20 protein-coding genes are annotated in these 20,688 nt (G+C 35.4%); 8 read left to right on the forward strand and 12 right to left on the reverse strand.

Annotation, left to right across the window (positions count from 1 at the left end; genetic code table 11):
* Positions 1-49: 49 nt before the first annotated feature.
* The 5 genes from EO766_RS03975 to EO766_RS03995 all read right to left on the reverse strand — a co-directional run bounded on the left by EO766_RS03975 (position 50) and on the right by EO766_RS03995 (position 7,209).
* Positions 50-3,001 (reverse strand): alpha/beta hydrolase family protein, encoded by a 2,952-nt coding sequence (locus tag EO766_RS03975; RefSeq protein ID WP_074420263.1) that lies wholly within the window; start codon positions 2,999-3,001, stop codon positions 50-52.
* 190 nt (positions 3,002-3,191) lie between these two features.
* A complete protein-coding gene (locus tag EO766_RS03980; protein WP_074419634.1) occupies positions 3,192-4,064 on the reverse strand; it encodes a DMT family transporter in 873 nt (290 codons plus the stop codon).
* A 38-nt stretch (positions 4,065-4,102) separates the two neighbouring features.
* A complete protein-coding gene (locus EO766_RS03985; protein WP_074418296.1) occupies positions 4,103-4,885 on the reverse strand; it encodes a polyprenol monophosphomannose synthase in 783 nt (260 codons plus the stop codon).
* An 88-nt stretch (positions 4,886-4,973) separates the two neighbouring features.
* The gene (locus tag EO766_RS03990) at positions 4,974-5,750 is read right to left on the reverse strand and encodes a 3'-5' exonuclease (RefSeq protein WP_074420262.1); all 777 of its coding nucleotides are present in this window, start codon (positions 5,748-5,750) and stop codon (positions 4,974-4,976) included.
* A gap of 100 nt (positions 5,751-5,850) precedes the next feature.
* Positions 5,851-7,209, reverse strand: a complete 1,359-nt coding sequence (locus tag EO766_RS03995; RefSeq protein ID WP_074419454.1) for a UDP-N-acetylmuramate--L-alanine ligase — start codon at positions 7,207-7,209, stop codon at positions 5,851-5,853.
* A gap of 284 nt (positions 7,210-7,493) precedes the next feature.
* Here EO766_RS03995 and ytxJ point away from each other — a divergent pair, with 284 nt between their 5' ends.
* Genes ytxJ through EO766_RS04010 form a run of 3 tightly spaced genes read left to right on the forward strand, consistent with a single transcriptional unit; the run spans position 7,494 to position 8,940 of the window.
* A complete protein-coding gene (gene ytxJ, locus EO766_RS04000; protein ID WP_074419455.1) occupies positions 7,494-7,829 on the forward strand; it encodes a bacillithiol system redox-active protein YtxJ in 336 nt (111 codons plus the stop codon).
* Between the two features lie 29 nt (positions 7,830-7,858).
* Complete coding sequence (locus tag EO766_RS04005; protein ID WP_074419456.1) at positions 7,859-8,422, forward strand: YeeE/YedE family protein; 564 nt, start codon at positions 7,859-7,861, stop codon at positions 8,420-8,422.
* Between the two features lie 2 nt (positions 8,423-8,424).
* Entirely contained in the window at positions 8,425-8,940 is a 516-nt protein-coding gene (locus tag EO766_RS04010) for a DUF6691 family protein (RefSeq protein WP_074419457.1), read from the forward strand.
* A 31-nt stretch (positions 8,941-8,971) separates the two neighbouring features.
* On the opposite strand, the gene EO766_RS04015 is transcribed toward EO766_RS04010, so the two are convergent.
* The 3 genes from EO766_RS04015 to EO766_RS04025 all read right to left on the reverse strand — a co-directional run bounded on the left by EO766_RS04015 (position 8,972) and on the right by EO766_RS04025 (position 11,469).
* Entirely contained in the window at positions 8,972-9,529 is a 558-nt protein-coding gene (locus tag EO766_RS04015; RefSeq protein WP_074419458.1) for a GNAT family N-acetyltransferase, read from the reverse strand.
* 4 nt (positions 9,530-9,533) lie between these two features.
* Positions 9,534-10,229, reverse strand: a complete 696-nt coding sequence (locus EO766_RS04020) for a cell division ATP-binding protein FtsE (protein ID WP_228733060.1) — start codon at positions 10,227-10,229, stop codon at positions 9,534-9,536.
* Between the two features lie 64 nt (positions 10,230-10,293).
* Complete coding sequence (locus tag EO766_RS04025) at positions 10,294-11,469, reverse strand: AIR synthase related protein (RefSeq protein WP_074419459.1); 1,176 nt, start codon at positions 11,467-11,469, stop codon at positions 10,294-10,296.
* Positions 11,470-11,625: 156 nt separating this feature from the next.
* Between EO766_RS04025 and EO766_RS04030 the strand changes: the two genes are divergently transcribed.
* Positions 11,626-12,576, forward strand: coding sequence for a bifunctional riboflavin kinase/FAD synthetase (locus EO766_RS04030; RefSeq protein ID WP_074419460.1), 951 nt, complete (start codon positions 11,626-11,628; stop codon positions 12,574-12,576).
* Between the two features lie 5 nt (positions 12,577-12,581).
* On the opposite strand, the gene holA is transcribed toward EO766_RS04030, so the two are convergent.
* Positions 12,582-13,577 (reverse strand): DNA polymerase III subunit delta, encoded by a 996-nt coding sequence (gene holA / locus EO766_RS04035; RefSeq protein ID WP_074419461.1) that lies wholly within the window; start codon positions 13,575-13,577, stop codon positions 12,582-12,584.
* A 91-nt stretch (positions 13,578-13,668) separates the two neighbouring features.
* A complete protein-coding gene (locus tag EO766_RS04040) occupies positions 13,669-14,385 on the reverse strand; it encodes a ribonuclease H-like domain-containing protein (protein WP_074418505.1) in 717 nt (238 codons plus the stop codon).
* Positions 14,386-14,420: 35 nt separating this feature from the next.
* Between EO766_RS04040 and EO766_RS04045 the strand changes: the two genes are divergently transcribed.
* The 4 genes from EO766_RS04045 (at position 14,421) to EO766_RS04060 (ending at position 17,681) form a co-directional block, all read left to right on the forward strand.
* Positions 14,421-15,368, forward strand: coding sequence for a DUF8428 domain-containing protein (locus EO766_RS04045; protein WP_074420261.1), 948 nt, complete (start codon positions 14,421-14,423; stop codon positions 15,366-15,368).
* A 99-nt stretch (positions 15,369-15,467) separates the two neighbouring features.
* The gene (locus tag EO766_RS04050; RefSeq protein WP_074418507.1) at positions 15,468-16,448 is read left to right on the forward strand and encodes a DUF8428 domain-containing protein; all 981 of its coding nucleotides are present in this window, start codon (positions 15,468-15,470) and stop codon (positions 16,446-16,448) included.
* A gap of 151 nt (positions 16,449-16,599) precedes the next feature.
* Positions 16,600-17,385 carry a 5'/3'-nucleotidase SurE gene (surE, locus tag EO766_RS04055; protein WP_074419464.1) on the forward strand — a complete coding sequence of 262 codons (786 nt, stop codon included), beginning with the start codon at positions 16,600-16,602 and terminating at the stop codon, positions 17,383-17,385.
* Positions 17,385-17,681 carry a hypothetical protein gene (locus EO766_RS04060; protein WP_074418509.1) on the forward strand — a complete coding sequence of 99 codons (297 nt, stop codon included), beginning with the start codon at positions 17,385-17,387 and terminating at the stop codon, positions 17,679-17,681. Before surE ends, EO766_RS04060 begins: the two co-directional genes overlap by 1 nt.
* A gap of 1,324 nt (positions 17,682-19,005) precedes the next feature.
* Here EO766_RS04060 and EO766_RS04065 read toward each other — a convergent pair.
* Together EO766_RS04065 and EO766_RS04070 are read right to left on the reverse strand one after the other, a co-directional pair.
* The gene (locus EO766_RS04065) at positions 19,006-20,421 is read right to left on the reverse strand and encodes a RagB/SusD family nutrient uptake outer membrane protein (RefSeq protein WP_074419465.1); all 1,416 of its coding nucleotides are present in this window, start codon (positions 20,419-20,421) and stop codon (positions 19,006-19,008) included.
* Positions 20,422-20,481: 60 nt separating this feature from the next.
* Positions 20,482-20,688 (reverse strand): hypothetical protein (locus EO766_RS04070; protein ID WP_287100695.1); only part of this gene is annotated, 207 nt, incomplete at its 5' end.

A 20,688-nucleotide genomic window follows, 5' to 3' on the forward strand; every position in this document is an offset into this window, starting at 1 on the left:
CTCCATTCTGGAACAGCCTTTTTTTTGTTAGGTTTAAAATGAAATAGAATTAGTTGGTTTCCAATCCCCAATCTCTTCCTTTTAAAACGGCGGGTACACCTTCTGTTAACCATTTTGCAGGTTGATCGCCTTTCAATTGCCAGTCAAAAAATTGTTGTTCTCTTATTTGAATATCTTTTCTGTTTCGGCGTTCTACTAAATTATGTGCTTCACCATTATATACCAATAACCAAACCGGTTTATTCAATCGCCGCATGGCCGTATAAAACTCAATACCCTGATACCATGGTACGGCGCCATCTGCATCATTACTCATAATCACCAAAGATGTATGAATTTTTTTCAGGTGAAACAATGGCGAATTTTCTATATATAAATCAGGTCGCTGCCAAATATCAGCCCCAATTCTGCTCTGTGTTTTTTCATATTGAAATTGGCGGTTTACACCTGTTTCCCACCGAATACCACCATAAGCACTAAACATGTTGACAACCGGAGCACCGGCCCATGCTGCTTTAAAAAGATTGATTCTGGTAATTACATATGCGGTTTGATAGCCTCCCCAGCTTTGCCCCTGAATTCCAATTGTAGTACTGTCTACAAATCCTGATTTTACCACAGCCCTTGCACCGCTTACAATATAATCGTATGCACTTTCGCCGGGATGCCCTTTTCTATACCAAATATCAGGCACAAAAACCACATAACCCTTGCTTACAAAAAATGAAATATTTAAGCGGGATGGCGTTGGTGCAGGTGGAATGTAATTATATAATGTTTGATTGTTGCGTTCATAGAAATAAACAATCATGGGATATTTTTTTGTACTATCAAAATTCTCAGGTTTATAAAGAATTCCTTCTGCCATTTTACCATCATAAGCTTTCCATTTAAACAGGTGTGCAGTTCCCCAATTATATTGCTGTTGCTGCAGATTGAGTTCAGTTAACTGAACAGGCAAAGATTTTAACTGATAAAATTTTGGCTCATTGAGAATAAACACATTCGGACTGTTTGTATAATCTTCCATCGTGAAGAGTAAGGAATGTAAATTTTTATCGGGTTCTACTCCATTAACAGATTTGGGAACATTTAGAACCATTTCATTTTTACGCTGCATAGTGGCATTAGATGGAGCACCAGGAAAAGAAAGTGCAAAACCGCTATATTTATTTTGTTCATTGAATACTTTTAACCATGCTGGTTGATTTGAAACAATAAAAGGTTCATCTTTTATGGCAATATAGCGGTATTGGGTTTTTGTACCTCTTCCATTTGTGATTTGAATTGAACGGGCTTTTCCCATCGGATCTACCTGCCAAATATCAAAACGATCATACAACCAAATAAATTGATCATTTTCTGTAAACCCAGCTACGCCATAATTATAGGGATCATCCGGCACATCATTGGTTTCATCATAAAGTGCAACATTAATATCTTTCCCAACGGTATAGTATTGCTGTGTTTCAGCATTGTAGCAGTTGTATTTTTTCAAAATTTCATTATATACCAAAAGAAATTGACCATTTACAGACGGATACATACGCATTTTAATATTAAAAATAATTTTATTTCGATGGCCGGTATTGGGATTGATGACATAAACATCTTTAAAAGTAAATCCCTGCCATTGTTTTTGTACGCGTTTGCCGGTATCGGTATATGCATAAAAATAGCGGCCATCACCCTTTTGGGTCTCCATTACATTTTCAAAAATTGTATTGGCCAATTGTACAACAGTATCTGCCTTAAAATCGTATCGGGCTAAATAATTTTTGTGCAGTGTTCTTTCTAAATTTTTTAATTGTGCCGGCATAATATCTTCATCGGCATAATGCCAAATATCCAATCCTGCCTGCTCAAATGCAGGTGTGGCAGTATCTTTAGGAGGTAGTATGGGTGCAGTTCCAAAAAACAAACGTTTACCCGACTCGCTAAAATGATTGTTACTATATTGACTTACTGCCCAATTTTTTTGAACACCTTTTGTGTATCGATGAACAATTAACCGGGCACTGTCATCTCCATTTTTATAATAGTACAGGTTAAAAAAACGCTGTAATGCTTTACTACTGCTGTCTTTTTCGGCAACAAATGCCAATTGGGTGTCTTGATCATCAATTGTTAAGCCATTGATTTCATGCAGGTGTTGTGCAATGCTGTTACTTTGTCTGTATGTAGTTTGATACCAATACACAGCAAAATTTTCGGAAGCCATCCAATGGTCATATGCAATGGTGTTACCTGATTTAGAAAGTTGTACATGTTGTACTTTAGGTATAACCTGCGGCTGCATATCGGGTAAATGAAAAATGTATAAATCAGTTTTTACACCCGGCTCATTCATTTTATTACTATTCTCTGAAGTTTTGGCAGAATAGGTATTGAAATATTGAAAGCCCTTCTCCTCTAAAAGCCGAACCTGTTTTTTTAGGCTGTCTTCTAATTTTTGTGTACCATTTAACTTCTTTTTTAATTGCATTAAAACGGTTGTAGAATCTGAGGCAACAGGTTCATGCGCAGGCATATTTTCTTTCAAACAAACCAATATACCATTGCCTTTTTCAGGCAACATAAATGTTTGCACAGCCGCTATTTTTGTTACCTGACCGGTAAGTATATTAATGATGGCCATACTGTCTTTAGGCATATTTTCCGATTTTACCTTTTGAATTTTTGCCTGTCGTATTTGTTGATACAAAGGTTTTATTTTACAAACCACAAAGGCCGCATCGTTCGATATTTTAGCCTGATAGCCACGTGGGATGATTGTAACAGTATCCCACCTGTTTTGCTCTTTTAAAAAATTTCTTATCCATAACTGCCCATCTCCTTCTTGTGGTACAATGGTGTACACCGCAACTTGCCCATCATTACTGATTTGTTTTTCGCCAATACTTTGCCATTCATCGTATACGGAATGATCTAAAACTTTTTTTTGAGCAGAAGCTGCTAAAGCAGTAGTAACTGCGCATAGCAGGAATACATATTTTCTCATATACATTTCATTCAATGATTGCTAAGATAAATAAATACGGACTAATCCAATGCAAAGAATGACTAATAGCCGAATTGCCATGAAGCGAATGCTAAAACCGAATAAGTTGTAATTAATTACTCCATATACACTTAGAATAATATCCAGAAAAATGGTGTAAATTTTTTACAGAAAGGCATATTTAATTGAATCAGTGTTTACGACCTTTTACAATTCGCTGCATTTGTATGGCAACAGAAAATACAATACAGGCCATTCCAACATAAAAAGTATTTTGCAGGTATCTGTTTTCATGAAAAATAATAAAAGCCAGTAAAATACCATAAACCGGTTCCAGATTCAAAGTTAAATTTTGCGTAAAGGCCGATACGTTATGCAAAGCTTTCAGCATCAGTTCCATGGCTAAAACCGTACAAAACCATGCCAAAATGAACAACCAAAAAATATCAGCAAATGAAGGAATCCATTTGGCATCAGGAAAACACAATACATAGCCGGGCAACAACAGCGTTAAAAACAAAAAACCACCACCCATTTCAAATAACATGATGGTTTGAGGAGCAGCTGTGGTAATATTTTTCTTATTCAGAACTGAGAATAAAGCTGCAATGAGCGCTGAACTTAATCCAAATAAAATACCGGTTCTGTATCTGATATCAAATTGAAAAATGATATAAATCCCTAACAGACTCAACAATCCCAACAACAATTCAGCTTTCTTCCATTGTGTGTTGTTCAACAATGGTTCTATCAATGCCGTAAATAAACTGGTTGCGGCAAAACAAACCAACCCAATTGATACATTGGCAAATTTTATGCTGGCATAAAAAAGTACCCAATGAAGTGCAATTAGCATACCAATACCAATTAGTATCATTATTTTACGAAAGGCTAATTGCAGTTTTTGTTTTCGAAGTACAAGAATAAATATTAAGGTAATGAAGGTTATGCCCATTCTGTACCATACTAAGGGCAATTCATTTAACTGAATTAAAACGCCGAAAACGCCTGTAAAGCCCGCTAATAAAACAGATATGTGCAGTTGAATAAGCGATTGCTTCATGTGCCAGTACTAATAAAATAAAAACGGAAAAATAAATACTAATGAACGTCTGTAACCTGTTTAGATATACCGGATGATTGTATTGCAGCCACTTTTTTACGGTAATTTTTAAACATGCTGAGCCATTGAATTTTAATAACACCAAATACCCCTTCCTTTAAAATGCCTTTACTCATTTTACTGACGCCAATTTTTCGGTCGATAAAAGTGATAGGTACTTCTTTGATGGTAAATCCCAGTTTCCATGCTGCAAATTTCATTTCTATTTGAAAGGCATACCCAACAAATGTGATAGCATCAAAATTAATGGTTTGCAATACTTTTCTTTTATAACAGATAAAGCCTGCCGTTGGGTCTTTAACCGGCATAAAAGTAATGAGCCTTGTATAAATTGCACCGCCTTTTGAATAGATGTGTCTGTCTAATGGCCAATTTTCAACCTTTCCGCCTTTTGTATAACGGCTACCAATTGCCACATCGGTACCATTGAATTTACAGGCTTGATACAACCGTTCCAAATCGGCAGGATTGTGAGAGAAATCCGCATCCATTTCAAAAATAAATTGATACCCGTTTGCCAATGCCCATCTAAAACCATGAATATATGCGGTACCTAATCCTAATTTACCCTTTCGTTCTTCTAAAAATAAAGCACCGGGATATTTTGAAAAAAGATTTTTTACTGCATTTGCAGTTCCATCAGGCGAGCCATCATCAATCACCAATACATGATAGTTTTGGTTTAAAGCAAAAACAGTTTCAACAATTGAAACAATATTTTCAACTTCATTGTAAGTGGGTATAATAACGATTTTTTCCAACTGTATAAATACTTAAACCTGAAAATACAAAGTTCCTGCAAATATGAAGTGAAATGATTTACTAATTTTTATAAATACTGAGGCATTTTTAATTTTTATCCTTTTTTAAGTAAGTTCTATTGAGTATTTCGGTAAACTTTTGCTTGGTATTCATCGGAAAATCGCCTTTCATCATCCAATCGTAATACTGTGGTTCTTCTTTTAGTACCTGTGTTACCGGTTTACCTTTGTGTTTGCCAAAATTGAATACTTCCACTCCATTCACTTTAATAAATCTACGTGCAAAATCTACCATATCATCTTCACCTGAAAACTTTGCTAATTCATCGGTAGTTTTACCAATATCCGGATAACGTTCTACCTGTGCCTCCAGAATTTCCCAGGTTGCCATTGCATCCACTTCGGCACCATGAGCGCCATCTAATTGTTTATTGCAGTAAAATTTATACGCTGCACTCAGGGTTCTTTGTTCTTTTAAATGAAATATTTTTTGAACATCAATAAACTTTCTTCCTTCAATTGAAAAGTCAAGCCCCGACCGTGAAAATTCTTCAATTAGCATAGGTATATCAAACCGGTTGCTATTATAGCCACATAAATCGGCATTGCCAATAAATTGTTTTATTTCGTTGGCTACCTGTTTAAAAGTTGGTGCATTTTTTACCATTTCATCTGTAATGCCATGCACATCTGATGCGCCTTTTGGAATGGGCATTCCCGGATTGATGAGTTTACGTTTCACCTGCCGGGTACCATCGGGCATTATTTTAACAATGGCAATTTCTACAATTTTATCGGTGCCAATATTAATACCGGTTGTTTCTAAATCAATGGTAGCAACAGGTTTGTTCAATTGAATGTTCATAAATAACGTTTAAAACTGCAAAGAAAAGAATTGATTGTAAACGAAAGTAATACAGATTAGCCTGTTTACCTTGTATTCTGTTAAAATGTTTGTTGAATGATCACTTGAATGCTTTTTGCAATTCATTTAAATTCAAACCATCAAAATTGCCACTGCTCATCAATAATATATTTACATGATGTTTAGGCTGTTGGTGTAACCAATTTTGTAATGCTTCTTTGTTATGAAAAATGCATACCTCCGGTTTTGCAAAGCCTTCTTTTAATAATGCTTCGTTAATAAGCGGCATTTTTTTAATGGCTAATGCATGTTCTGCATAAAACACCGCACAGGAGTCGGCCATTTGAAAAACGCCCTGATACTCTTTGAAAAAAGAGGCGTTGAGGCTACTATAAGTATGTAATTCAAATACTGCCGTTAAATGTCGGTTCGGATATTGTTGTTTTACTGCCTCAATGGTTGCTTTTACTTTACTGGGTGCATGTGCAAAGTCCCTGAAAATGGTTATATCATCTGTTTGCATAATAACTTCCAATCGCTTGCTGGCACCGGTAAAACTACACATGGCAGCTAAAAAAGCGGCTGCGTTAATACCCAGCGCTTTGCAAACAAAATAGGCAGCATTTAAGTTAAAGAGATTATGATTTCCAAAAACCTTTAATGGCGTGGTAATGCCTTCAATTGTAATATAGGTAATACCATCCTTCACTTCGTGTTCAGGCAAAATATAAGGAATGTATTGAATATCATTTCGGGGATGTTTTTCAACCAAATCTTTTAATACGGCATCGGCAGCATTGTAAACCAGTATACCATGCTGTTCTATTTTCGATATAAAAATTTCGAACTGTGTTTTATAGATTTCAAAAGTTGGAAATACATTGATGTGATCCCATGCAATACCTGTTATTACAGCTATGTGTGGGAATAAGAAATGAAATTTAGGCCTTTTATCTAATGCACTTGCCGGATATTCATCGCCCTCACAAACAATAACTGGCGCATTGGTCAGTTGAACGGATTGCTCAAAACCATTGAGTTGAGCTCCAATCAGGTAATCAAATTTTAATTGTTGTTGTTGCAAAACATGCATAATCATGGCAGTTGTGGTGGTTTTACCATGACTACCCCCTATCACTACCCGCTTTTTATTCCGGCTTTCATTAAAAATAAATTCGGGAAATGAATAAATTGGAATACCTAATGTTTTTGCCTGCATTAACTCCGGATTATCTTCCCTGGCGTGCATACCTGCAACCACTGCATCTAAATTATTTGTAATTTTTAAAGGAAACCATCCCAGCGCATTGGGTAATAAACCTGCAGCTTTTAAGTTAAAAAGTGCCGGTTCAAATATTTCATCATCCGAACCTGTAATGGTATACCCTTTTTTGGCAAGCGTAATGGCCAATTGATGCATTACATTTCCTCCAATGGCAATAAAATGAATATTTGGCATAAAATTTATTACTTGTTTTAACGTTTAAGTGCATAGGTAAATAAAAAAACAGCATTAAAGCAACATTTTGTAACGAATTCTTATCTTTGAATTTTGGTAAACAGCCAATTTGAACAAACACATTTTTTATGAGAAAAATTATTATTGCGGCAACACTTTTAATAATGGTAGCTTTTACCGTTAGTTCCTGTGTGTCATCCAGAGGACGTGGTTGCCCTACTACCAACAAAAATTACTTTAAACCATAACTGCTTTTTTTTGTTACTTTGCATAAAAAAGTGCGTATGAACTGGAAAGTGCTTTCCACAGAAGATCAATTAGCGCAAATAAAACAGGCCTCATTCAAAACTCCTCAGGTAATATTTAAGCATAGCACCCGTTGCAGTATTAGCAGTACGTCACTCAACCGATTAGAACGTGCAGCAATGCCAGAAGGCGTTGATTTTTATTTTTTAGATTTAATTCAATACCGTTCACTCTCTGCAAAAGTTGCCGACTATTTTCAGGTTCAACACGAATCCCCACAAATACTTTTAATTAAGAACGGAAGCTGCGTGTACGATGAAAGCCACATGTCTATTTCTATGGATGAGATAGTAGAAAATGCATTTACACAATAATCTACTATTTTTGTAGAAAAATAGAAAATATGTTGCACTGGCTTCAACAACCCTGGCCTTGGTATGTTTCCGGGCCTTTAATTGGTTTAATGGTTCCGCTATTGTTGTTATTGGGCAATAAAGTATTTGGCATCTCATCCTCTCTCAGGCATATATGTGCAGCATGTTTACCTGCCAAGCTGCCCTTTTTTAATTATAACTGGAAAGCTGAACAATGGAATTTATTTTTTGTGGGCGGAGTAGTTATAGGTGGATGGGTAGCATCCAATTGGCTAACCAACGGGCAACCCATAGTTATAAATCCGGTTCTACTCAATAACTTAAGCTATTACCAAGTACAGGAAAACAATAGTTTAATGCCTGCTGCCATTTTTAGTTGGCAGGGCTTATTAACGCTAAGAGGATTTATTATGATGGTGGTGGGCGGATTTTTAGTTGGGTTCGGTACCCGTTATGCCGGAGGATGCACATCAGGACATGCCATTAACGGACTCAGCAATCTGCAATTACCTTCATTCATTGCCACCATTTGTTTTATGATTGGCGGATTTTTAATGGCCAACTTTATTTTACCTTTTATTTTACAATTATAACCATGCAAAACACAACAACCATACAAAAAATAGATACAAATACTGATTTTGAAGTTCGTTCATTAGATGCTATGTGCACCAATGACAGTAGTTTACAACATCCCTGGTGGTATAATTTAAAATATGGGATTGCCGGAATTATTTTTGGCATTATTTTAATCAAAGCAGAAGTGATTTCCTGGTTTCGGATACAGGAAATGTTTCATTTGCAAAGCTTTCACATGTATGGGGTAATTGGCTCTGCAGTAATTACAGGTGCAACAGGTGTGTTCCTCATCAAAAAATTACATTTAAAAACCATTCATGGAGAGCCCATCGTTTTTATACAGAAAAAATTCAGCAAAGGACAGGTTTATGGTGGCATTATATTTGGTTTAGGATGGGCGATGACCGGTGCCTGTCCGGGTCCGCTTTTTGTACTGATTGGTTCGGGTATTACCGTAATATTGGTAGTTTTATTTAGTGCCATTGTGGGAACCTGGGTATATGGTGCCATTCGCGAAAAACTTCCGCATTAGCATACTCGCCATCAAAATTACCAGCGTTGCTTTAAGTATTACCAACTGCGGTTTGCATTACCCAATCCAACTGAACATCCTTTCCTAAAATAAACTGTTGCTCACCTGCTATGGTAAAACCCTGCTTTTCATAAAATGAAATAGCCGCATAGTTTTGTTTCCATACAATAAGCCAAAGCAGGCTGCATGCATTTTGTTTAGCAACATTTTTAGCCAGTTCAATCAACTGTTTGCCAATTCCCAGGTTTTTGTAATTGTTCACAACATACAACCGGGCAATTTCAAGTGCATGAGTAAAATGCAAGGTATCTGGTTGTGTATGGCGTGCCAATTTGCAATAACCAACAGGTGTGCTACCTAACCAGGCAATATAAAAATAACAATCGGGATTTTTTTTCCATTCCTGAAAAATGGTTTCATCATTCAAATTGGCATCTAAATATAACTGCATATTTTCTGCAGAATTATAAGCATGATAGGCATCAAAAAAAGTACTGCGACTCAGTTCAACCAATTGTTGTAGTTCTGATTGTAATACCTCGCTTATAACAATAGTAGCATTTTCACTACCGGATATTTTTTTGTTCATACCATTAAGAGAAAGATGCATTCGCAGATAGAGGAATATCTGTTACTTGCCCTCGTTCGGTTTTTAACATACGTGAGGGGTAACGATTAATCACAATAAAATCGTGGGTGGCCATGATTATGGTGGTACCATAGTCTTTCGCAATTTGAAACAACAACTGCATAATTTCATCACTGGTTTCGGGATCCAGATTTCCGGTAGGTTCATCTGCTAAAATTAATTTAGGAGAATTGAGTAGTGCACGGGCAATATCAACTCTTTGTTGTTCGCCTCCGCTAATTTCAAAAGCCATTTTAAAGCCTTTGCTTTTTAAACCAACTTTATCTAAAACATCATTAATTTTTTCATCCATTAAACGTTCATCTTTCCATCCGGTTGCTCTTAATACAAAACGAAGATTTTGATGAATATTTCTATCGGTTAATAATTGAAAATCCTGAAAAACAACACCCAGATTTCTTCTTAAATAGGGCACTTTTTTCCAATTCATCTCACGCAGGTTAAACCCTACTACGTTACCCTGCCCTTCCCGAAGGGGTAATTCGCCATACAAGGTTTTTAATAAACTACTTTTACCGGTTCCGGTTTTACCAACCAAATACACAAATTCTCCTTTTTCAATGGTAAAATTTACATCCTGCAGTATTAAAGTAGATCCCTGATATATATTGGCATTACTGAGTGTTACAACTGGTTCCATGATAGCGCAATAATTTTTTGTATTACAGATGCTTAAAATTAAGTAAAAAGGGCTTTCAATTGTGTTAATAAGTATATTGAATAGAGCCAAATGCACCTTGAATAAATAATTCATTTTGCCGGGCTGCTTCGGTATGGCCAATAATTGCAGCTTCAATATTAAACTGAGCAGCCGTTGCAATCATTTGTTGAGCAGCTTTTTCATTGGTAAAAACTTCTAGCCGATGCCCCATATTAAATACTTGAAACATTTCTTTGTTATCAGCTCCTGAATTTTGTTGAATCAATTGAAAAACTATTGGTATGGGCAACAAATTATTCTTCACCACTTTCAAAGGTCTGGGCAGGTATTTCATGCATTTGGTTTGTCCGCCGCCGCTGCAATGAATTATTCCATAAATATCTTCAAATTGTTGTTCTAACAATTGTTTTACCAACGGTGCATAAGTACGGGTTGGCGATAATAATAATTGGCCTACTGTATAATTTTTTTCATCAATGGCAATGGTATCTGTTAATCTTTTATTGCCGATATAAACTACATCATCGGGAAGGGTTGGTTCAAACGTTTCGGGATAATGTTGTGCATACCATTTACTCAATACATCATGCCTGGCGCTGGTTAAACCGTTGCTGCCTAATCCACTATTATAAGTTGTTTCATAAGTTGCCTGGCCACTGCTGGCAAAACCAACAATTACATTTCCGGCATCAATTTTATTGTTTGTAATTAATTTGTTTTTAGGCCATCGTGCAGCAATGGTTCCGTTAACGGCAATGGTGCGCACCACATCGCCCACATCGGCCGTTTCACCTCCTAAATAGTGTATGTGAATGCCATAAGCAGCTAATTGATTAAAAAAATGCTGTGTGCCATTGATTAGTTGTTCTATAATTGCCCCATCAATCAAATGTTTATTTCTATCAATTGTAGAAGCAAAAATCATTTTATCATAAATGCCAATACATAACAGGTCATCAATATTCATGGCTACAGCATCCTGTGCAATGCCCTTCCAAACATCCGTATTACCAGTTTCTTTCCAATACAAATAAGCTAAAATTGATTTGGTGCCCGCACCATCGGCATGGCTTACATTTATCATTTGCTCATCACCACCCAGGTAATCAGGATATATTTTGCAGAAAGCATTGGCATATAATCCCTGATTCAAATTTTTGATAGCCTGATGAATTTCTTCTTTTTGGGCAGAAACGCCCCTTTGAGCATATAATGACATGAAAAAGATTTAATGTACACAATCGGGGCAAAGTTAAACAAAGCTTACATACAATTGTGCTAACGAATTTTTGTAGCAATGCTTTGTATTAAATTTGCATACCTGAAAAATCAGTTGCTTTAGCAAAGCACATCAATGGCATACTAAATAAGCCTTATGCAAGTACACAGAAATCTCACTTCATTACCCAAATTTCATCATGCAGTGGTTACCATTGGCACGTTTGATGGTGTGCATATTGGCCATAGAACCATTTTACAGCAATTAAAATCGGAAGCTGCTACCGTAAATGGGGAAACAGTGGTCATTACTTTTCATCCGCATCCCAGAAAAATTGTGGGCGATGTGCCGGATATTAAAGTATTATCTACGCTTGAAGAAAAAATTTTTTTAATAGAAAAAGAAGGTATTGATCATTTGGTAGTGGTTCCCTTTGATGAAGATTTTTCTAAATTAAGTGCTGAGTCTTATATTAAAAATTTTTTATTTGAAAAATTTCATCCGTACACCATTATTATTGGCTACGACCATCATTTTGGGCACGATCGTACCGGAAACTTTGCATTATTGGAAAAATACGGTAAAGCATTAGGATTTTTCGTGAAGGAAATACCGGTTCAATTAATTGAAGCCGCAGCCATTAGTTCAACCCGCATCCGGAAAGCATTACTGCAGTGCGATATTGCAACAGCTAAGCATTTATTAGGGTATGATTATTTTTTTGCAGGCACTGTAATTACCGGCGATCAGTTGGGCAGAACCATTGGTTACCCTACTGCTAATATACAATTAGCCCATCCTGATAAATTGGTACCGGGTGATGGGGTGTATGCCGTGCATTTTTATTATAAGGAATCAGCAGCCAACCAATCTGCTGCCATAGCTTTTAAAGGTATGATGTATATTGGCAGCAGGCCTGTAGTAAATGGCAAACGAAGAGTAATTGAAGTAAATATTTTTGATTTTAACCGCGATATTTATGGCGCAACGGTACAGGTTGCTATTTTAGATTATATTAGAGGAGATATGCAATTAAGTGGCTTAGAAGCATTACAACAACAATTAGCCATTGATAAACGCGCTGTACTGAACGTACTGCATGATTAACGGCATTATAACATTATTTTAACCACCAACTCTTTCATTAAATCGGCACCGGAACTACCTGCATCATGAATACCAATACTTTTTAAATTGTATTCATGTAATAATAACAGTATTTGCTGTGTTTGCTGATAACTGTAATATTTAACAGCAGCAGTATGATCGGCAATGGCATTGGGGTGATTACTGCCAATGATTGCAGCAATATTTTTAGGGCCGCCTGCAGCATGAATTAACAATACCCTGCAAAAAAATCCATGAATAGCCGGCAATACCATTTGTAACGGCCCTGCCTTTGGGTTGGCATCAAAATACTGAATAATTTTAATGGCCTTTCCCAGGTTTTTTTGAGCAATGGCACTTTGCAGTTCAAAAACATTGAACTCTTTGCTAATACCCACATATTCTTCCACATCATCTTCTGTAATTTCTTTTCTGCCTTTTAAATTAAGGGTTAGTTTTTCAATTTCATTATACAGCCGATTTAAATCATTGCCAATGGCATCCACCAAAAGTGATAAAGCTTTGGGTTGAATAACATAACCCATATTTTGTGCAGTTTGCTTTACCCAAACCGGCAATTCGTTCTCATATAATTTTCGGGTAGTAAATACCTCATGTTTTTGCTTTAAAAGCTTTGCCATTTTAAGGCGGCCATCTAGTTTTTTCTCCTTATAGCCTACAATTAAAATAGTAGAAGTAAGTGGCTGTTCTATATAAGCCTCTAATTTTTCAATATCCTTCATTTGTTGTGCCTCTTTCAATAGCACCACTTGCTTATCGGCAAACATGGGGTATCGTCTACAGGCATTAATCAGTTGCGCCCAATCGGTATCCCGACCATAAAATACAGTTAAATTAAATCCCTTTTCAGCTTCGGTTAGTAATTTATCTTCGGCAAATTGCATTAAATGGTCAATAAAGTAAGGCTCCTCGCCTTCTAACCAATAAATTGGTTTAAACTGTTGCTTTTGCCAGTCGGTTAGAATTTTTTCGAAACTCATACCCACAAAAATAAGTGGATAGGCATGCTTTGCCAGCCATCTTTTTTATTTGTGCATAAATACAGGAGGTATGTTTACATCATGATACACATCAATGCACAACAAGTACCTGATTTTCTTTCAATATGGGCAATTGCATAAACCGAAGAATGATATTGGCTGTTACCACCACATCGCGTTCGCAATAGCTAACAATACGGCTTAAATTTTTTTCTTTATAGTACACTTCCTGCACCATACTACCATTTATATCGGTTTTAGAGGTAGGTATTTGGAGTACTTCGGCTAATAAATCGAGAGAAATATAATTTTTGTTATCCCCAAATTTCCACCAGTTTAAAGTATCCATCATTTTTACTTCCCAGGGCTTTCTGTTGTGCAACTGCAGGCAGGCCGGTAAGGGTAATCCATTAATAATCATGCGCCGGCAAATATAGGGTATATCAAACTCCTTTATATTGTGGCCGGCAAAGGTAAAACCATGATGAATACTACTCATTTTACTACATAGCAGCGAAAAATTTTCTAAAATCGGACGTTCATCATCACCATAAATACTCTTTACTTTTAAACAAATTTCTTTGGCTTCATTTTCATAAAAAAAAGCAGTTGAAATGCAAATAATTTTGCCAAATTCGGCCAAAATACCCGCCCGCATACGATAACTTTCTTCAGGTGTAATATTTTCTGGCACGGTTTTAGAAATTTTATTCCACCATAATGATTTCCTCCTTTCAGACAGCTCGTCATAATGAGCAGTTTGAGGAACGGTTTCAATATCCAATACCAATAAATCGCTGAGTTGCATGAAAATAATTTTTAAAAAAATATTACATTAAAGTTATGCTTTACGAACCAATAGAACCGCAACAGGTTGCTAAAAAAGATAAAAGAAACTGGATTTATTCGCTTTTTGTAGTAATGTTATTAGGAACATGGGCTTATATTATTTATGATAAAAGTACCACCACCCATTCTAAAGAACAATTACAGGTACAGGTAAATGCCATTGATAGTTCAAAGGCTGAATTAAGGGTTGAATTCAATGCCACCTCTGCCCGATTAGATTCTTTAACCGGCAAGCACATTCAGTTAATTGATAAACTGGCTGATAAAAACAAAACCATTCAACATTTAAAAAACAATATTGTGGCATTATTGCAACAACGCAATACTACTGCTACACAATTGTTACAGGCCAAAAAAATGATTGATGAATTAAATGAAAAAGTGAATGATTTATACAATGAACTGGCACTTTTGCAAAGTAAAAACCAGGCATTAACTTTAGCCAATGAACAGTTAAACAATGACAAAGCCCACTTACAGGATACCCTTAGTAAAACGGTTGCATTCAACAATTATATAACCAATGAGGCTTCTACACTGCATGCTTCCAATTTTAGTATTGAAGCATTAAAATTACGCAACAATGGTAAAGAGAAAATGATTACCATTGCCAAAAAAGCAGATATTTTGCGAATCAATTTTGATTTGGATGAAAACAGAATAGCACCCAGCGGCGAAAAAGAATTATACATCTGTATCATTAACCCAGATGGTGTTATTGTTTCTTCCGGCAATACCATCCTTACTAAAAAAGAAGGTGTAAAACCTTATACTATAAAAGTAGTAGTGCAATATGAGCAGGGTAAAACTGTAACGGTTAATTTAAACTGGCGCAACAATGAAGATTATCAGCCCGGCGATTATACCATTATGGTTTACCAAAATGGATATAAAATAGGTCAGGGATCTATTTTACTCAAGAAAAGTAGCCTGTTTGGTTAACAGATACCTACTAAATAAAAAACAATCCAATATTTAAATACAGTTTCACTATAAAAATACATTTACAAAGATTATTTTAGTACCGTAAAACATACAACTATGAGTTATACAACAGAAAACCCACAAAGCCAACCTTCCTCATCTGGAAAAGACAATCGCAAAACCTTTTATGGTATTTTAATTGCTGCACTTGTTTTAACCTGGGGTTATATCATTTATGACAAGAGTAAAACAAAAGATATTATTACCCAAAAAGAAACACAAATTACAACTGCTTTAACAGCAAAAGATTCTTTACAGGTATTGTTTAATGATGCTTCTGCAAAAGCCGATTCATTAACCGGCAGCAATGTTAAATTACAAGGTGCTTTAGCCGAAAAAAACAGTGAGATTTTAAAATTAAAATCTAATATCAGAGGTATTTTAAACAAAAAGAACGCTACAGAAGCCGAATTAAAACAGGCCAAAGAAATGATTGCAGAATTAAATGCAAAAATTGATAGTTTATTTGCTGAAATTCAACAACTGAAGGGCGAAAATCAACAATTAACTGCTGCCAATCAGCAATTAACTACCGAAAAAACCCAATTAACCAGCCAAAATACCGAGTTACAGGGTAACCTATCAAAAACCCAAACAGAAAAAGCCAATATTGAAGACATTGCTTCTACACTGCATGCCTCTAACATCAATGTTAAAGCTGTAATTGTTAAAAAGAGCGGCAAAGAAGTAAGCACCAATAATGCCAAAAGAGCCGACATGTTTGTGATTACCTGCAATATTGATGAAAACAGGATTACACCAAGCGGCAAAAAAACCTTATATGTTTGTGTTACCAATCCCGATGGTACACCCTCCGGCACAGAAGGTACTTTTAAATTAAGAGATGGTAGCGACAAAGCCTATTCGAACGCAGTTGAAGTAAATTACGAGCAAGGCAAAACCCTTCCAGCTACTTTTAACTGGAAACCCGGTAGCAAGTTTGAAGGTGGAGAATATAAAATTGAAATTTATAATAATGGGTTTAAAATTGGAGAAGCCAAAAAAACTTTGAATAAAGGTGGATTTTTAGGCCTGTAAACTTTACCCTTTTTTTTTATCACAACTTTTAAAGCCGTCTCAATATTTATTGAGGCGGTTTTCTTTATTTTATAGGTACTTTTCATTTAAAGTATCTAATTCTAAAAAAAATTTACCCCTACAAACTACGTTCAAATTGTATCTTGCACCCATGACAAAAAAAGTAAAAAAAGAACTTCCGGTTATATTGGTTACCAACGATGATAGTATTGGCGCACCCGGCATCAAAGCATTGGTAGAAGCAGTGATGGATTTAGGAAGAGTAGTGGTAGTAGCACCCGATAAACCACAAAGCGGCATGGGGCATGCCATTACCATTGGGCACCCCTTACGGTTACAAAAAGTACATTTTACAGATGGTGTAGAAGCTTATACTTGCAATGGTACACCGGTTGATTGTGTAAAATTGGCGGTAGATAAAATTCTACATCGCAAACCCGATATTTGTTTAAGCGGCATTAATCATGGTGCCAACCATAGTATTAATGTAATTTATAGTGGAACCATGAGTGCTGCTATGGAAGCTGCCATTGAAAGCATACCCTCTGCCGGATTTTCACTTTTAGATTATAGTATGGAGGCAAATTTTACTGCCGCCAAAATTTATGTACGAAAAATTACAGAACAGTTGCTGAAAAGAAAATTACCCAAACACTTGTTGTTTAATGTAAATATTCCGGCATTAGATGCAACACTCATTAAAGGCATTAAAGTATGCCGACAAGCATATGCCAAATATGAAGAAGATTTTATTGAACGTACCGATCCGCATGGAAGAAAATACTATTGGCTTACCGGCGATTTTGTAAATTTTGATAAAGGAAAAGATACCGATGTGTGGGCACTCAATAACAATTATGTTAGCCTGGTACCCATTACATTTGATTTAACAGACTACCAACTGAAACAACAATTAGAAACCAACTGGCAATTATAATGTTTTTAAAAAAAGATAATATTCAATTAGGTATTATACTAGGTTTGTTAGCACCTTTTGCCGGCATGTTAGGTTTTTATTTTTGGCGATTTAGAAGGTTAACCATTGTAGAGTTTATTCAATTTTTAGCCATTGAGAAACACTTAATTTCAGCCATGCTCAGTTTTTCATTATTGGCCAATGCTATTGTATTTACCATTTATATTAATACCAGAAAAGATAAAACTGCTAGAGGCATATTTGCGGTTACCGTAATATATGCAATTGGCGTATTGCTATTAAAATTATTCTACTAATCTTACATCCATATTTCAAGCTTCAACAAGTATACAACCAATAATGCTATTTTTTATGTATTGGATAGTGCTAATGGATTTTGAAGAAAAAATATTCAATTTATTATAGAGGAACACAGAAAACCAACAAAAGCAACCTTTTACAAGATTGCCTTTTTGGTAATAAAGTCGGCCTGCCTACCTACCCTTCGAGCTTTTTAAAGGAAGATGTGAAAGGGGTGATGAGGTTTTGAGGTAAATTTAAATAGTTAAATGGGTGTTGATGAACTATAAATAACAAAGCCTGAATTACTCCAGAGCTTTGTTATTTTATTGAGTTGAAAAATATTTATCAGTATACCTTACCATTATGGTGCATTGCATATAGGATGCTGCAAATAATTATAGAGGTAAAAAATATCATTGTTGTCCGACTAAAATTGTAAACTAATGGTTTAAACCCTTTACAGAGCTATATTTCAGCCGATTTCAAAAGATGGGGTGCTCCCTCCAAATTTGAAACAATCATTTTTTAGCCTGTAATCCTTTACAGAAAAGGATTACAGTGATTTTTTTGTTAAGTTCTGTCGGACAATAATGAAAAAATATATATAAAACATATAAAAAAACATTTGACAGCTTCTTATATGCTGCTACCTTTTCAGAATCATTTCTTTCTCTTCTCAAAGGGAATAAATTCTTGGGTGAATAAATACCAATTAATAGAGATACAAAGCTATTTGAAGAGGATTCCCCCAATACTTTTGCGGTAATAAAAGACCTTAATCAATAAGCAGATTAATAAAAGCACAACAAGAAAAAATAGCATAAAAGAAATTTTGATTATTAGTTATTATTTTTCAGCTTAGGGTAAATAATTATCGGTGCTTTACCCGTGTTATCCGTTTTTGCTCTACCATTATCTGGAATATTTATAGGTGGCGACTGATTAAGTAAATAGGAAGGGTTGTATCATTTTTTGTTCTTTGTAACATTAAATAATTAATAAATTTATACTAATTAACACCAGCCGTTATTTACATTGCTATAAATACATATACTCCATGATTTATTTTCGAGAGGGTCAATTATCTTTCAAAAAGATACACAGGCAACACTGGCGCAATGACTATCTTAACCATAACATCAACCCGTAAAATCCAAATATAATGTAGGGTAATGCGATGAAAATAAATGATAATAAAATTGAGCTATTCCTTTTGTTAGTTTCCATCGAAAGATATTTATTATAAATAACCAAAGAGGCTGTATCAAAAGCGCTTTTGATACAGCCTCTTCCTTGTTAAAAGTATAAATTATACCTATTGTATAAATGCCACTGCAATTAATAACCAGGGTTTTGTACAATATTGGGATTTGCAGTCATTTCCTGTTGTGGAATTGGTGCAACTCTTCTGTTATCAGGATAAGGAATATTTAAATTGATATTAGAAGGTCCTGCAGGTATTGCACCCGGGTTACTGGCTCTGGCAATGGGTAATTGCAAACGATTCATATCGTATAATCTGTCGCCTTCAAATGCCAACTCTTTTCTGCGTTCTGTAACAATTGCCTGTAACAATAATGGACCTGTGAGAACATAGGGCGCTGCTAAAGGATCACGCTGCGCCAGTAATGCATTTAAGTATTTTAATGCATCCGGTTCGTTATTGGGCAATGAAGCTTCTGCAGCAATCAAATACACTTCACTTAAGCGAATTACTTTTAAATTATCACGATCAGTGTTTTGTGCATTTGGAAATTTCAATACCATATAAGCAGGAGAGCCACTTTTTGTATTGTGTGGCATTAATAAACTCTTACGAACATCTGTTGCTGAATATAGGTTATATAACTGACTGGAGCAATAAATATCATTATAACCATTATAATACATCGCACCTAAATCATCAAAACCATTATTATTGATTGCATCACAATCCACTTCAAACATGGTTTCAACAGCATCAGTTCTTGCAGCAGGATTTTGCCAATATGCACCATAGCTTGAAGCAGTAACCAAAGTAAAGGGACTATTATTAATTACATCTACGGCTGCAGTTTTAGCATCGGTATTATCACCCATATACAAATAGGTTCTTGCCAATAATGCCTCTGCAGCATATTTGCTTATTCTAACAGAGGAACTATAAGCAGGAGCAGCAGCCATGGCCATTTTAAAATCACTCACTATTTGGCTGTACACTTCACTCACTTTATTTCTTGCAGGAAATAAATTAGGATTAAAGTGCAGAATAATTGGCACTCCTAATGAGGTTGAATCTACTGTATAAGGTTTACCATAAATATTTACCAATTTAAAATATAATAAACCTCTTATAGCATAAGCCTGTGCTTTAATAGCTGCAACATTTGGTCCTGTTACATTGGCATCAATAATATTATTTACGCGTAAAATATCTATATATGCCTGATTCCACATTTCACCCTCCACAACATCACTAGATACCACACTGTAATTATACTGGGGTAAATATCTACCAGCATTTTTTGTTTCAACATACGTATTATCTGCTTGTAAATCACCTATAATTGGAAAATCTCTACCATATAGTGATACAGCTCTCAAACCAGAATAGGCACCATTTAATGCATCAGCCAACCCTGATTGAGTATTTAAAGCTTGACTGGCAGGAACAGAATCATTGGGCGATTTATTAATAAAGTTTTTACTGCAGCCCGATAATAGTATTGCAACTGTACAGGCTGTAATGGAAAATCTTTGAATTATGTTTTTCATTATAATAATATTTTAATTTAATTAAATAATTATGCTATTGCATTATTTAATATAAAATTGTTATAAACCAATTTTTATACCACCCGATATTGTTTTAGGTATAAATACATCCAAATTACCGGTTCCATTAATAGAGCATGTCTCAAAAGTATGTTTTTTGTAATAAATTGAATGAATTTGCCGTTTATAAGAGAAACGACATTTATGGATATCACAAACGAACAATGGGACTTGATCTGTGGGTTGATTGAAAAAAATATTCCGGCC

The organism is Hydrotalea sp. AMD, from assembly GCF_004100315.1.
In the GTDB taxonomy this organism is placed as follows: Bacteria; Bacteroidota; Bacteroidia; order Chitinophagales; family Chitinophagaceae; genus Hydrotalea; species Hydrotalea flava.